Annotated in this window: 8 protein-coding genes; 2 read left to right on the top strand and 6 right to left on the bottom strand. The window is 64.7% G+C overall.

Going from position 1 to position 14,583, the window contains the following annotated elements:
• Position 1: 1 nt before the first annotated feature.
• Positions 2-2,107, bottom strand: a complete 2,106-nt coding sequence (locus VN634_12355) for a glycosyltransferase family 39 protein (GenBank protein HXC51673.1) — start codon at positions 2,105-2,107, stop codon at positions 2-4.
• The gene (locus VN634_12350) at positions 2,100-4,208 is read right to left on the bottom strand and encodes a hypothetical protein (protein HXC51672.1); all 2,109 of its coding nucleotides are present in this window, start codon (positions 4,206-4,208) and stop codon (positions 2,100-2,102) included. Before VN634_12350 ends, VN634_12355 begins: the two co-directional genes overlap by 8 nt.
• A gap of 65 nt (positions 4,209-4,273) precedes the next feature.
• Here VN634_12350 and VN634_12345 point away from each other — a divergent pair, with 65 nt between their 5' ends.
• Positions 4,274-5,374: an acyltransferase gene (locus VN634_12345; protein ID HXC51671.1), complete on the top strand. Its 1,101-nt coding sequence runs from the start codon at positions 4,274-4,276 to the stop codon at positions 5,372-5,374.
• 226 nt (positions 5,375-5,600) lie between these two features.
• Positions 5,601-7,343, top strand: coding sequence for a sulfatase-like hydrolase/transferase (locus VN634_12340; GenBank protein ID HXC51670.1), 1,743 nt, complete (start codon positions 5,601-5,603; stop codon positions 7,341-7,343).
• A gap of 46 nt (positions 7,344-7,389) precedes the next feature.
• On the opposite strand, the gene VN634_12335 is transcribed toward VN634_12340, so the two are convergent.
• Genes VN634_12335 through VN634_12320 form a run of 4 tightly spaced genes read right to left on the bottom strand, consistent with a single transcriptional unit; the run spans position 7,390 to position 14,493 of the window.
• Entirely contained in the window at positions 7,390-8,841 is a 1,452-nt protein-coding gene (locus VN634_12335; GenBank protein ID HXC51669.1) for an MBOAT family O-acyltransferase, read from the bottom strand.
• A 47-nt stretch (positions 8,842-8,888) separates the two neighbouring features.
• Complete coding sequence (locus VN634_12330; protein HXC51668.1) at positions 8,889-10,415, bottom strand: GDSL-type esterase/lipase family protein; 1,527 nt, start codon at positions 10,413-10,415, stop codon at positions 8,889-8,891.
• On the bottom strand, positions 10,412-11,917 hold the full coding sequence (locus VN634_12325; protein HXC51667.1) for a GDSL-type esterase/lipase family protein: 1,506 nt from the start codon (positions 11,915-11,917) through the stop codon (positions 10,412-10,414). Before VN634_12325 ends, VN634_12330 begins: the two co-directional genes overlap by 4 nt.
• A gap of 50 nt (positions 11,918-11,967) precedes the next feature.
• Entirely contained in the window at positions 11,968-14,493 is a 2,526-nt protein-coding gene (locus tag VN634_12320; protein HXC51666.1) for a fused MFS/spermidine synthase, read from the bottom strand.
• Positions 14,494-14,583: the final 90 nt, after the last annotated feature.

Genomic DNA, 14,583 nt, shown 5'->3' with positions numbered 1-14,583 from the left:
ATCATCCCCGTTTGGCATCGCAGGCTGCGAGCGCCGACTGCGGTCGAAGCCGCTCCGGTACATCCTCGATATGACGCCGCCGGTGAAGCGCGCTCGCATGCCAGTCGCCGGTGCCGGTTTCGATCGGATAGATACGGCGGCTCGGGCCATGATCGAGGTCGGCAGTTGCGCCGGCCGGACACTTTCCGGCCAGTGCGCCGGCGACCATCCGCATCGACTGCGCATCCCGGAACGCCGGGTCGAGCGCAGTTGCCCGTTCGAAATCGCTGCGAGCCTGTTCGATCAGATTCATGCGCGCGCCGGAGTCGCGGGTTCGCTGGCTGTCGGTGAGCTCGACGACTCCGCGGTCATAGATCGCCTCGGGAATCGAGGCGTCGAGCGCAACGGCTTCCTCGGCTGCGGCTCGCGCGGCATCGTTCCATCCGAGACGGTAATAGATCACCGCCATGGAGTTGCTGTACTCGGCCTGGGTGATGCGGTCGAATCGCGCCTTGTCTTCGGGAACTCCGAACGATTGCGTGCGCTGCCAGTCGGCGGCACGCCGAAGCCGATAGATCGCCTCGAGCGGCCGGCCTTCCTCGAGCGCAATCGCCGCCAGGTTCTCCATGCCGAGATGCCAGCCGTTCGATGCGCTGAGGTCGAACAGGCGCCTCGCCTTGTCACGGTTTCCGCCGGCATACTCGATGATTCCGTAGATGTTCTGAAAGACCGGCGCATGCGGCGTCTCGGCAAGATAGCCGCGCCCGACGACGCGCCCGAGCGTGAAGACGGTAACGCTTGCCACAGCCAGCAGCGCCGACACGCCGACGACGACCGCGCCCGTGCGCGGCTCCAGTCGCCGGACCAGCGCGAGGCCGCACGCAAACCAGTAGCCGAACATCGCCGTTGCGGCCGACAGGTACGTTGCCTTGATGGCGGCGTGCATCGGGACCGATTTTGCGCCGTACGCGAACAGCGCCATCGCGGCGAGGAAAGGAAACAACACGGCAACGTCGACATCGGACCACTGGCGGCGAAGCATGCGCGCGATCGTCAGCGTGATGCCGATCAGGATGAGGAACGTCGGGATCAGGCCGAGCGCGAGCAGGATCCTGCCGGCTCGGAGCACTCCGAGGTCCTGCGTGATGGTGGGCAGCACCTGCCCGCCGACGGCGTCGAAGAACGTGTTCGCGAACATTCCCGTCCACACCGATTCGCGAAGGGCGTCGTGCGCCGAAGGAGGAGCGGAGTTGCCGACGAGCTGCAGCGGTATGCCGCGCGGCCACTGCGGCGACAGCACGATCATCGGATCGAACAGGATGTACTCGTAGAGGCCGCGCACCCCTTGCGTCTGCAGGTTCTCGACACGGCGCACGGCCAGCGTGTCGCGGCTCATCTGGAACGGATTGCCGTACAGCACGACGTTGCGGGCATAGAACCAGCCGCAGACCATGACCAGCATCGCGCCGGCGACCGTGAGAAGCTTTGCCCCGCGAAGCCATTCGCGCGTGTACAGCGCGTGCAGCGCGATCACCGCAAGCGTGCCGGCGACGACCGACAGCGAAGTGAACTTGGTCAGCATCCCGAGGCCGAGCGACAGTCCGAGCACAGCCGCGCGCTGCCAGACCGGGCGTTCGAGCAGGCGGACCAGCGCCAGCAGCGAAAGACTGCAAAGGACGGCGTTGAGCGCTTCGTTGCCGATGTATCCGGCGGAATAGAGCTGGACGGGAAGGAACAGCACGAATGCGGTCGCACACAGCTGCACCACGCGATCGTGCGGGAAGCGCCGGCGCGTGAACAGAAAGACCACGACCGCATGAACGAGTCCCATCATTGCGATCGCCGCGGTACCGATCGTCAGGCGCGAGACCGGATCGAGCGCCGCGAAGACCTTCCAGAAGACCGTCATGAACGCGTAGTAGAGCGGAGGATGGAAGAACGACCAGCCCTCGGTCGCGAGCGGGATGTGGCCGGTGGCGGCGAGGTACCAGATGTACGTGAAGTGACCGAACGCATCCGGCGAGCGCATCATCGGAAACACATAGACGTTGTGCAGCCGTACGAGGATCGCCAGGGCGAAGATCGCGACCGCAATGATCCTGAATCGCGCTGTGGCCGGTTCAGACACCGCCGGCCGCTGCGCAAAGGTTCAGGGTCGTCATGGGGTCGATCGACGGCGGAAGAATCTCGATGTGTCGGCGCCGGCGAATGCCGGCCGCGTTCTGGTCGCCGGGGCCGGTTTCCACCGGGTACACGCGATAACCGGGCGGACGATGCAGCAGCGCATTTCGCAGCATCGGCTCGCCGGTTGCACAGTCGCCGGCAAGGATCCTCTCGACGCCGCTCATGACGATGGCTTCGCCGAACGCGGGGTCCATCCCGAGTGCCCGTTCGAATGCGTGCCGGGCCTGCTCGAGCAGCGCATAGCGAGCGGGGCCAAGGCGCAGCCTGGTTGCGCTTGCCAGTTTGAGGATGCCGAGATCATAGACGTTCTCGACGGTCGCAGGCGCATAGAAGAGCGATTCTTCGACCGCGTCGAGCGCCGCGGCCGTTTCCCCGAGCCGGAACAGCAGGATCGCGCGGATGTTCGCGTAGTCGGCGAGCGTCGCCTCGATGTAGCGCTGCTGCTCGGCGACGGTGGCGAGGCCAAGCCGGTCCTTCTGGAGATAGCCGGCCCAGCGGATGCGGTACAGTGCCTCCTGTTCGTGGCCCTCTTCCTCGGCGAGATAGGCAAGATTCTCGATAGCCAGCGGGAGATTCTTTCTGCTCGCCGCTTCGAAAAGCTCGCGCGCCGCTTCGCGATCACCGCCGGCGAAATGGATCACGCCGTAAAGGTTCTGGAACGCCGCTCCGCCGAGGTCGGTCGACGAGACCGGGTCCTTGATGAACACCTGGTGGCTGAACACGACGGAGCTGACGACGGCGAGCAGCGCACACGCCGCGGTCAGCGGAGCAATGAGGCGCGGCCGCGTGGCCGTGGCGCGCTCGAACCCGAGCGCAAACCAGAATGCTGCTGCGACCGCGACCGGCATGAGATACGTCGATTTGACCGCCGACTGCGTCGTGACCGACAGCGTGTACTGGATGACGACGACTGCCATCGCGACGGTTGCGATCAGCATCATCACGATGGTGTCGTCCCACCCGCTGCGGCGGAGCTTCGTGATTCCCGCCCAGATTCCGACCAGCATCAGGATCGTCGGAATCATCCCGAGCGTGAGCAGCGCCTGGCCGGCGCGACGGGAAGCTTCGCTGGTCGTGACCCTCGGCAGGACGAATCCGCCGTAGCCGTCGAACCAGGTGTTCGCATACAGACCGGTCGGGATCGATTCGCGCAGCGCGCTGTAGGAGTAGTCCCACGGGATCGGATCGCTCAGCGACAGGCCGCGCGGCCACTGCGGGCGATAGAGGATGACAGGGTCGAAAAGCACGTATTCGAGCAGATGCCGCTTGCCCTGGATCTGCGAGCTCTCGATCTGCGAGAGAAACAGCTGGTCGCGGCTCATCTGGAACGGGTGACCGTACAGAACGAAATTGCGCCCGTAGAACCATCCGCAGATCACGAGCATGACGGCGGCCGTGACCGACAGCAGCATCGCGCCCGTCACGATCCGCCTCTGCAGGAGCGCCTTCAGGCCGATCGTGGCGAACGCCGTTGCCACCACCACGAAGCCGGTGAACTTGGCGAGCATCGTCACGCCGAGGATGAGCCCGAGAACGGCGGCGCGGTAAAAGCTCTCGCCGCCGAGCGTCCACCACAGCGCGAGCAGGCTCAGGCTGGAAAGCACGGCCGTAAGATTCTCGTTGCCGATGAATCCTGCGCTGTAGAGGTGAACGGGCAGAAAGAGCATCAGCCCGGCAGCGAGCAGCTGGACGAGTCGCTTTTCGGGGAATGCCCGGCGCACGATCGCATACGCCACGAAGGCCTGGGTAAGACCGAGGATTGCGATGATTGCCGTGCCGATGCGCAAACGCAGCACGGCGTCGGTGCCGGAAAGCAGGTTCCAGAGCGCGGCCATCGACGCGTAGTAGCCCGGCGGCTGGAAGAATTCCCAGCCGGCGCTCGGAAGCGGGATGCGGCCGGCCTCGGCGAGAAACCAGATGTACCCGAAGTGTGCGAAGCCGTCGTAGCCACGCAGGAAAGGGTAGACGAACGCGTTGTTCAGCCGGATTGCCGCCGCCACGAGCACCATGACGGTGCCGAGCGCGAAGAACGTACTGCGGCGCATGGCGGCCGGCGATCGTACAGTGATGACTTAGGCGTTACAATTGACCGAATGCGTGGGGCCGTGTCGTGACCGGGGAGGAAACGCCCTCCGCGCTGCGAGGGAGAAATCTCGCGCTCGACGGGCTGCGCGGAGTTGCTGCGCTCATCGTTGTTCTCGGCCACACCCTCGGCGGCCTGCCGATCGATATCTTTGCCAAGGCTCGCTTTGCAGGCGGGCCATTCGGCCTCGTCGTCAACGGAGATGCGGCAGTCCACGTCTTCTTCGTGCTGAGCGGGCTCGTGCTGAGCGCATCTCTGGTGCGCAACCACGAAACCGGCGTGCGTGGGCTGCCCGGGTACTTCGTGCGTCGCGTGTTCCGTTTGCACCCGCCGTACGTCGCGGCCGTGCTGTTCGCGTGGTGCGCGACCCATCTTTATCCCGATGGTCCGGTTCCGACCAAGTTCATCGAGGACTGGGGGCACGTGCGGCTCTCGCCGCAGCAGCTCATCCCACTCGTGCTGCAGCCTCCGGGCGCAGCGGCGTGGCTGCTGCCGGTCGGCTGGACGCTTCGCGTGGAGTCGATCTTCTCGGCGCTGCTGCCGGTCATGGTCGCCGCCATGCGTTTTCACATGATCGCGTTCGCGATCGTCATGCTGCTGGTGCTCCGGCTTCCGCTTCCCAGCCACTGGGCGTATTTCGCCGTCGATTTTGCGTTCGGCATGATGCTGTCCGATCCCGCCCGGCTCGCGATCGCACGCACCAAAGCCGTCGCGAGGCTCGCGATTGCCGGGTTTTTCGTCGGACTGGTCCTGCTCCACCTGCCCAATGCGCTGCACATGTCGGAGCCGGGAGACTTTCTGCGCCGGGTGCTGCTGATCGAAGCGACCGGCGCGGCGCTGGTCGTCGCCGGGGTTCTCTACGCGTCGTCCATCGAGCGCTTTCTGTCCCACAGGTTCTTTCTTTACCTCGGCCGGATTTCCTACAGTTTCTATCTCGTGCACATTCCTGTCGTGATCGTCATCGGTTCACGGCTGACGACGAACACGGTGCCGATGAACATCGCCGGCGCCGCGGCCTGCATCCTGACGTCGATGGCGGTGGCGACCGTGATGCAACGCCTCGTCGAGGAGCCATCCCAGGAGCTCGGGCGTCGATTCGCAAAATCGGTCGATCGCGCGCTGTTCTGATCATTGCTCCCCGGCACCGGGCGTCGTACTCTCGCGGTGCGCAGACCGGATTGATCGCAGGCCGTGTCGCACGCACGCAGCGGTCCGGACGGTACACGCTGCACAATGGTCGTATCGTGGGCTCGTGACAGGCCGTAGCCTCAGAATTGCATCGATCGTCATCGTCGCCGGCGCCTGTCTGGCCGGCTGCTCCCACGACGCCGAATTTCGCTGCCACGAATCAGCGGTGCGGTTCGGATCCCGGCCGCTTTACGACCGCTTCGTCAAAGGCATCCGCCGGCCGCTTCTGTCGATTCCGACCGCCGCAGTCACCAGTCTCGCCGTGCCGTCGGTTCCGGCCGGAACGTTGTGGGTTTCCGCCATCTCCACGAGCGACGCCGGAAAAGACCGGACGTGCCGTGCCCGGTTCGTTCCTGCGGGCGGCGAAAGCCCGCTCCAAGCCGAGACGACGCTCGGCGCCAGGGACGAATGGAGCGAGCTCAGGCTCGAGCTGCCGCGCGCCTATGCGAACGCCACGCTCGAGCTCGAATGCGACCAGCCGTCGGAAGCCGGATGGGCGCAGCCGTACGTGGTTCCAGGTCCGCCTGCGCAGAAGACCGCGGGTCAGCCGCTCGTCGTTCTGCTCAGCCTCGACACGCTGCGTGCGGACCACGTCGAAGGATTCGGTGCACCGCCTGGAATGACGCCGGTGCTCGACGCGCTCGGAAAAGAAGGCCTGCGCGCGACCGAAGCGGCTTCCGAGTTCACGTGGACGCTGCCGTCGCATTTCGTCCTTCTGCACTCGCGTTTCTTCGGCTTTCCGCCGTCGTCGCCCGGTCCGGTCAAAGGCATTGCGCGCCGCCTTTCGGACGCCGGCTTCGTCACGGGGGCATTTACCGGAGGAGGCTTCGTCAGCGCGGCATTCCGCATGAGCTACGGGTTCGATTTCTTCAAGACCTACAACAGTAACGACCTGAAGAAATCCGATCTCGAGACGTTTCCCGAGTCGCTCGAAGATGCGAAGGCGTGGATCACCGCGCGCCAGGACGCTGCCACGTTCGTGCTGCTGCACACGTACGCCGTCCACGATGTGCCGCCAGCCGAGAAGCACTCGATCGGCGCCGGCTTCATTACCGTCGAGGCGGTGCCGCCGGAAAAGAACATCACCGAGGACCGCGATTTCTACGCCGGGCTGGTGCGCTCGACGGACAAGGCCCTGCTTCCGTTTGTCCAATGGCTGAAGGAGCAGAGCGAGCACCGGCCGGTGCTGCTCGTCGTCGTCTCCGACCACGGAGAAGCGTTCGCCGAGCACCGCAACTTCCGCCACGGCGCATCGGGACCGCTGATCACGCTTCACGACGAGATCACGCACATCCCGATGATCTTCTGGTCGCCGGGCAATGTTCGTCCGGGCCGGGAGATGCAAAGCGCAATCGGCCTCATCGACATCGCGCCGACGCTGCTCGGGGCCGCCGGCGTTGCGGTTCCCGCGGACATGCTGGGCCGCGACCTCTGGAAAAACATCGCCGGATCGTGGCGCGACGAGGCTGCCTTCCGCCTGCCGCCGGCGATCGAGCGCCCGACCATCAGCTACAAGGATCCGTCGGAAACGGCTGGCGGCTCGTGGTCGGCCCGCACGCGCGATTTCAAGGTGATCGTGCCTTCGGGCGTGCGTCCGACGCCGGTGGTCACCCAGTACTACCGCCTGCCCGGCGATCCGCGCGAGAAGCACAACCTTGCGCCCGCATACGCCGCCGGCTTTACCGCAGGCGCCGAAGCCATCTGGAATACGCTTCCACTGTTCGACGTGCCGCTCGAGCCGCTCGAGCCGACGCCCGTCTGCAAACAGTGCGGCTGGTTCACGCAGGACGACTATCTCGACGCCATCGATCCGTACATGGACGAGGAGGCCCGGACCGCGGACAAGTCCGGCACCGGTCTGGAAGAGAAGACCGAGGAGCGGCTGAAGAGCCTCGGATACGCGCGCTGACCCCGCGTGACAGTCTGGAACCCGGGGCGGGTTGGCGGCGCGCTGCTCAGTGCTGTCCGAGCAGTCGCAGCACGAACGGAACGAAGAGCTCGGAGTTCACCGGGCGGAAACCGAGCAGCGTGACGGTCAGCGATGCAAAGCCGGCCATGAGCCCGATCTTCGAGAGCCGGCGCAGCGCAGGCGGCGTAGCCGCCGGAAGGATGGCGGGCGAATAACGCCGGTAATGCGTATAGCCGATCACGGCCAGTGCGTTGATGGCGCCCCACGTGAGCACCGGCGCGAAATCGATCGGAGCGACGTAGCGGGCAAAGACCGTGACGCCCATGCAGTGCCAGGCCGTGCTGAACGCGAACGCGGCAAGGATGTTCAGCGACTGGTGCCGCCGGTTGCCGCCGAGCGGAATGTACACGTAACGGATCAGCCAGTTGGTCATCGTTCCGCGCCACGCGCGCCAGAACTGCGCCGGGTTCTCGCTCGTGAGGATCCCGGTGAAGTTCGGCCGGAGCACGACGCCGTACAGCAGCGCGGCGCTTTCGATCGTCGACCAGATTCCGATCAGGAACAACGATCCGCGCACGAAAAGCAGGATCGAGTCGTACCACGTCACGAGCGTGCCGTGCGCGGCGAGCACCTGCTCGAAAGTGATGTCGATCTGGAACGATCCCCACATGGCGAGCTGGCCGAGCACGATCCCTGTTGCCGCTGCGCGGTAGTCGTACGTGCCGGCCCGGTCGAGATTGCGTGCCGAGAACTCGTCGAACGTCTCCGATGCGTAGAACGACGTGTAGAGGAACATGTAGCAGAGGTAGTCGCCGATGCCTGCCGGCGAGCCGCGTCGCATCTCCACGACGAAGCTGATGTGACGCAGCAGGAAATACGCGAACGCGCCCTGCAGCTGCAATGCGATCAGTCCGTTCACGGACCTCTCGAACCACCATGCGCATGTCATCGCGACGAGCACGATGCCCTGCACCGCCGCCACGGCTGCTGCCGAAGCGTTTCGCATCAGGCGCAGCGCCGCGAAGCCGGCGAGCCCGCCGGCTGCAATCAGCAGCACCGACCAGAGCGCGTCGTGCACCACGAGGAAGAACAGACTGATGGCGGTAAGCGCCGTGGTGCGGATTCCGCGCCGAGCGCCGGACAGCGCCAGCCCGGTGGCCGCACAGAAAAGCAGGTGGTCCCATCGCGAAAACAGCGCGAACAGGCCTGCACTCGGGGAACACGCGCTCGTCATGAACACGACGGCGGCGACAGCCGTCGCTACCATCGTCGCAGGGATCGAAAGAGCCGGTGTTGCGCCGTCGTCGCCGCTTTCCCGGGTCCCCATCAGCCGCGAGCAGATCCATGCGAGGACGAACACGAACACGGCAGTCTCCGCGACCTGAACCAGGCCGAGAACCATCCCGCTGCCGCGCACGGGAAGATGATCGAGCAGCACCGCCTGGAGCCGTTCGTTGGAGGGCGTCACCAATCCTTTGAGAATGTCTGCTTCAGCCATCGTTGTAGTCGATTACAGGGAGACGCGTTGCGGATCGCGGCGGCGTATCAGCTCCCGCTCGTCGTGGAATGATCGATATACGCTCGAAACGACGGCATCTCGCGAAGGCGGTCCGCGATCAGCTGTGCGATTACGCGATGACCGTTCGCGTTGGGATGCGCGCGTTCCGCCATGAACATCGAGGTCCCGAATTCGTCGACCGGGCCGTAGCCGCTCTGCGGCGTCGTGAGGAATCGGACACCGAGCGTGGACGGCTGCGGAGGAAGCGGCAGGAATTCGGCGGCATCGTTCTGGTAGTAGCGATAGTCGATCGCTCCCGTCGACGGAACGCCGATGGTCGCAGACAATACACTGTCGCCGGCCTTCTCGTCGCCGTCTGCGCCGTCATCGTGAAGAAGCGCACGGAAGGGAAAGTTTGCGAGCAAAAAAACGTTTCCTTCGACGCGATACGTCTGCGTCGGGTCCGGAACCTTGAGGCGCAGCGTCATCCGCAGCGGCTCCGTGCGCAGGGTCGAGCCGCGCGGTGGCGAAGCGACCGTCGCGGAAAGTCCCAGGTCCCGGGCGCGAGCGTCATCCGCGGCGCGCTTCTGCGTCTCCATCTCGGCTACGAGATCCAGGAAAGGAATTGCCATCTTCTCCGCAGCCTTTCGCGATCCGGTGACGGCGTCCGTCTTCATGAAGTCGGTGTTGAGAACGAGAAGATCGGCTCCTTGTTCGTGGACCAGGGTATTGACCGCAATGACTGTATCTTCGATCTGCGTAATGGGGACACGACGGCAATAATGGTAGAGCTCCAGCTCGGGCTGGCAGCCCGGGCTGTAGGTCTGTGGCGGCGGCGCCGGAGCGGGCCCGAGCAACCGGTACAGGTTCGTATCGACGAGCTTCTGGGCAGCGCTGCGCAGCGTGCGCGTCACCGGACCGCCGAGCTTTCGAAAGCGTTCCTCGTCGGTGACCATTGCCGGGAAGAACTGATCGTTGGTCCCATGGCCCATGATCACTAGGTCGGGATTGAGGGGAAGCCCGCGCACTTGCAGGAAACGCCGGCCCTGCACCCAGCTCCATCCGGGAACGCCGGTGTTGATGACCTGGAAATCGCGGCCCGGATAGCGGCGGTGCAACTCCTCGAGCAACTGGTTCGGATACGTGTCGGGCTGATCGACGTTGAAGCCGAACGTGATCGAATCTCCGACGCAGAGAATCCTGTAGGTGGTCTTCGTTGCCTTCTCGAGCTCCGGTCCGCGAAATCCCCTCGAGTTGTTGTCGATGGACCACGTTGGCGTCTGGCCGAACGGACGAGGATTGACCGGCTGGACTTTGTGGACAGAGGGCGTGTTGCTCCAGAGAAGCTCGGAGTCGGCGCTGAGAGGCGCGGGATTGAGGTCGAGCGTGGCCAGCGTGTGGGAGATCGTGTCTTTCGTCTCGTCGCCGGAAGATTTTTTGAGCGGCGGCAGCAAAAGCCCGGCAACGAGCTCGACGAGCAGCAGGATGACGACCGACCCGATGACACTTGCGGCTGCGAGCAGGATCGCGCCGGAGAGCCTTCCGATCCGGGAGGGAGCATTTGTTCGAGTCATCGTTCCATATCGACGTACGCTCGAAACGACGGCATTTCACGAAGGCGATCCACGATCATCCGCGCGACGATCGCATGACCAGCCGCGTTGGGATGCGTGCGTTCCGCCATGAACTGCGAGGTCCCGAATACGTCTACCGGACCGTAGCCGCTTTGTGGTGTCGGGAGAAGTCGGACACCCATCGTGGACGGAAGCGGAGGGAGCGGCAGGAATTCCGCAGCATCGTTCTGATAGTAGCTGTACTCGATCGCTGGCGTCGAATACGGAATTTCCACGCTTCCGGAGAATACACCATCACCGGCCTTCTCGTCACCGTCTGCGCCGTCGTCGTGAAGAGGCGCACGGACGGGAAAGTTCGCAAACACGACGATGTTTCCTTCGACGCGATATGGCTGCGTTCTATCCTGAACCTTGAGGCGCAGCGTCATCCGTTTCGACTCCGTCGGTAAACGCGTGCCTGGCAATGGCGCAGCGACGGTAGCGGAAAGCCCGAGCTCGTTGGCCCGCGCGTCGTCCGCGGCTCGGGTCTGGCGATCGATTTCGGCGACGAGGTCCAGGAACGGGATCGCCGCTGCCTCCGCCGCCTTTCGCGATCCGTCAACGGCGGGAGTTTTCATGAAATCGGTATTGAGAAGCAGCAGATCACTTCCGTGTTCGTGAACCAGGGCATGGATTGCGACGACTGTATCTTCGATCTGCCTGACCGAAACACGATGGCAGTAGTGGTAGAGCTCCAGTTCGGGCTGGCAGCCCGGACTGTAGGTTTTCGGTGGTGCCCCCGGAGCGGTCCCAAGCAGTCGGAAGAGGTTCGTGTCGGCAAGCGTCTCGGCGGCGCTGCGAAGCGTGCGCCATACAGGACTGCCGAGGCTCCGAAAACGCTCTTCGTCGGTGATCATCGCCGGGAAGAACTGGTCGTTGGATCCGTGCCCCATGATCACGAGGTCGGGATCGAGAGGAAGCCCGCGCAGCTCGAGGAAACGCCGGCCCTGCACCCAGCTCCATCCGGGAACGCCGGTGTTGATGACTTCGAAATTGCGGCCAGGATATCGACGCTTCAGCTCGGCAAGCAGCTGGTTGGGGTAGGTGTCGGGCTGGTCGACGTTGAACCCGAATGTGATCGAGTCTCCTTCGCAGAGAATCCTGTAGGTGCCCTTTGCCTTGGCGGCGATCTCGGGCCCGCGAAATCCCCTCGAATTGTTGTCGATGGTCCAGGTCGGTGCCTGACCGAATGGACGCGGATTGACCGGCCGGACGGTGTGGGTGCTCGGCGTGTTGCTCCAGAGAAGCTCGGGGTCGGCACGGAGCGGGGCAGGATTGAAATCGAGCGTGGCCAGGGTTTGCGAGATCGTATCGCCCGACGAATCGCCGGACGATTTTTGCGCAGGCGGCAGCAGAAGCCCCGCGACGAATTCCAGCAGAAGCAGGATTGCGACCGATCCGACGACGCTTGCACTGGCGAGCACGAGCGCGCCCGAAAGCCGACCGATCCGGGAGGAATTCACGTTTCGGTTCGTCATGTCCGGTGCAGCGCCGCGCGAGATCGCAACCTTTCCTAACTCGTTGGTGCCGAGGGGTTCGGCAGCACCAGCTCGCCGGTTCTGATCTTCTTCCAGTCGCTCTCGCTGAACCGGCGCGGTTCGATCGGAATTTTCGCACGCTCCGCGATCCGCGCCGCGATCGCCTCCGGGCTCTCGCCGCCGAGGTTGGTCAGGTACGGGGTCACCGGCCGCGCGAGGGCCCTGTATTCCTGTTCGCGCTGCATGACGAAGCCGAACGGGTTGCGACCGTTGTCGAGGACCTTGATGTTGAATTGCCCGAGACCGAAACCGGAGCCTCCGTATCGCGGCATGCTGAAGTCGAGCACCGTGCGATCGTCGGTGGTCGGCGCGGCGCCGCGCACGAAGTCGGCGAACGCGGCCTCGTCGAAGCGGAAGAACGACAGCAGGTGATCGACGTCGCGGACCTGGCTGAGCGCCATGTCCTGCGCGACGCGCGGCTCGGCAAATCGCTGCTTCAGCCGCTGATAATCGATGCGCAGGGGTTCGCGTCCGCCTATGAGGAGCGCGCAGCCGCTTCGCAGCAGCCACCACATCGAAACGTGGGGGATTTCGTCGGAAAATGCGCGGAACAGGCGGCGTTCGTCGTCGAGTGGCGCATTGGCCGTCGGAATCCACTGCATGATGATCCCGTCCGGCGCGAGGTGCGCCAGCGCATCGCGATAGAATTCCGTCGTGTACAGATTGATCACGCCGGCCGTGAACGTTTCGGGCGGCTCGAGCAGGATGACGTCGTAGACTTCCGACGTGGTCATCAGGTAGTTCCGTCCGTCGTCGATGATGGTGCGGACCTTGGGTTTTTGAAGCACGTTGTCGTTGCTCCAGAACAGCGGCCCGGCCTCGAGCACGTGCGGACTGAGCTCGACGTTGTCGACGCGCTCGAGCTCCTGGTGCGATGCCACCGCCGACAGGCTGTTGCCGACGCCGAAGCAGATGTGCAGGACGCGGCGCGGAGTGCCGGGATGCAGCAGCATCGGCAGGTGGCCGAGAAACAGGTTTACTCCGTAGCTCGAGGTTGCGGCCGTTCCGCGCTGGTCCTCGTAGACGATCGCACGCTGGCCGAAGCTCTCGGCGACGCCGACCGTGTCGGTGGCGCCTTCTTCGTAGAACACCAGCTTCTGGGCCTTGTACGGCAGGAACGTGCTGCGGAAGATGTCGGCCGGCGCGGCGAGGAGTGCGGTCGCGACCAGCGCGGCGGTCGCAACGGCGACGCCCGCACGTCGCGTGGTGCCTTCGATGGCGGCTACCGCCAGCGCTCCGGCGCACGAAAGGCTCAGAAGGACGAGCAGCTTGTGCGTGCCCCACATTCCGAACACCGGGATCAGCACGAATGCGCAGCCGATCGATCCGAGGATCGCGCCGAGCGTATTGACCGCGTAGAGCCGGCCGATTGCCTGACCGACGTCGCGGCGCCCGCTCGCGTACAGCGTTGCTCCGAGCGGAAACAATGCGCCGAGAAAGATCGCCGGCGGCAGCAGCACGATCGCGGCGCGCACGAACATCGTCGTGAGCGAGCGCGCAAACGACGTCACGATGTCGGTGCCGAACAGCCAGCTGCCGAGATCGCCGAGTCTCGGGAACATCAGCACGGCTGCAGCCAGGCTGAGCCCGAGCCCCGCCTGGAACGCGGCGAGCATCCAAAGCGGCCGCCGGCTTCGCGACAGGAACGCGGCATACGCCGCGCTGCCGAGCGCGATGCCGAGCAGGAACGTCACGAGCATCGCCGTGAACGCGTAGGTCGAATTGTAAAGGTAGCGCAGCAGCGCCCGGGTCCAGAGCACTTCGGCCGCGAGCGATACGAATCCTGCCAGGCCCGCGCTCAGCAGGACCAGGCCTGCAGTCGCATCGGAGAGGCGAAGCGCTGGTGCAGGATTGGCGGTCTCATGAATGGGTTTCGTCGCCTCGGGGGCACTGCGGGCGAGCGCAGCGGCGGCGATCGCAAGCATGACGTTGGTCGCGGCGGCAAGACGGTTGGTGCCGGTGATTCCGAGATGCTCGATCAGGAAAAAGCCGCAGAGCCCGCAACCGGCCAGCGCTCCGGCCGTGTTGACCAGATAAAGGATGCCCGCTCCTTCGGCGAGATCTCTCCGCTCGTTCACCCAGTGCTTGACCAGCAGCGTGAACGTTCCGCCCATCAGCGCGGTCGGGAGCAGGAACACCATGGCCGCAAGCAGCGCGCGAATCAGCGAGAACACCGTGTACGACAGGCCGAGATGCGAGATCGCGATATGCAGGGGACGCAGCGCGGCGAGCAGCTCCGGCGCGACCAGCGCGTACAGGCCGATGCCGAGCTCCAGCATCGCGTACAGGTAGAGCGGCCGTCGCACGGCGTCGACTTTCCGGCCCATCAGGTAGCTGCCGAGAGCCAGTCCGCCCATGAACGCCGCCAGCACTGTCGAGACGGCATAGGTCGTCACGCCGAAGATCAGAGAGAGCTGCCTCGTCCAAAGCACCTCGTAGACGAGCCCGGCGGCGCCGGACAGGAAGAAGATGACAAGCAGAAGAAGTGTGCGGACGAGCATCTGCGATGGCTATCAGGCGACAGGTGGGCAGCGCAACTCGCGCTCCGGTTCCAATGCCAGTGCGCGCCGTTGCAGCGGCTCCGATGAAAC

Source organism: Candidatus Limnocylindrales bacterium, from assembly GCA_035571835.1.
GTDB lineage: Bacteria > Desulfobacterota > Binatia > UBA1149 > CAITLU01 > DATNBU01.
This window is presented reverse-complemented; position numbering and strand designations above follow the sequence as displayed.

Coding starts and splice junctions, on each gene's coding strand:
- VN634_12350 (HXC51672.1), bottom strand. CDS start 4,208: ATGCGCCGCAGTACGTTCTTCGCGCTCGGCACCGTCATGGTGCTCGTG.
- VN634_12335 (HXC51669.1), bottom strand. CDS start 8,841: ATGGCTGAAGCAGACATTCTCAAAGGATTGGTGACGCCCTCCAACGAA.
- VN634_12330 (HXC51668.1), bottom strand. CDS start 10,415: ATGACTCGAACAAATGCTCCCTCCCGGATCGGAAGGCTCTCCGGCGCG.
- VN634_12320 (HXC51666.1), bottom strand. CDS start 14,493: ATGCTCGTCCGCACACTTCTTCTGCTTGTCATCTTCTTCCTGTCCGGC.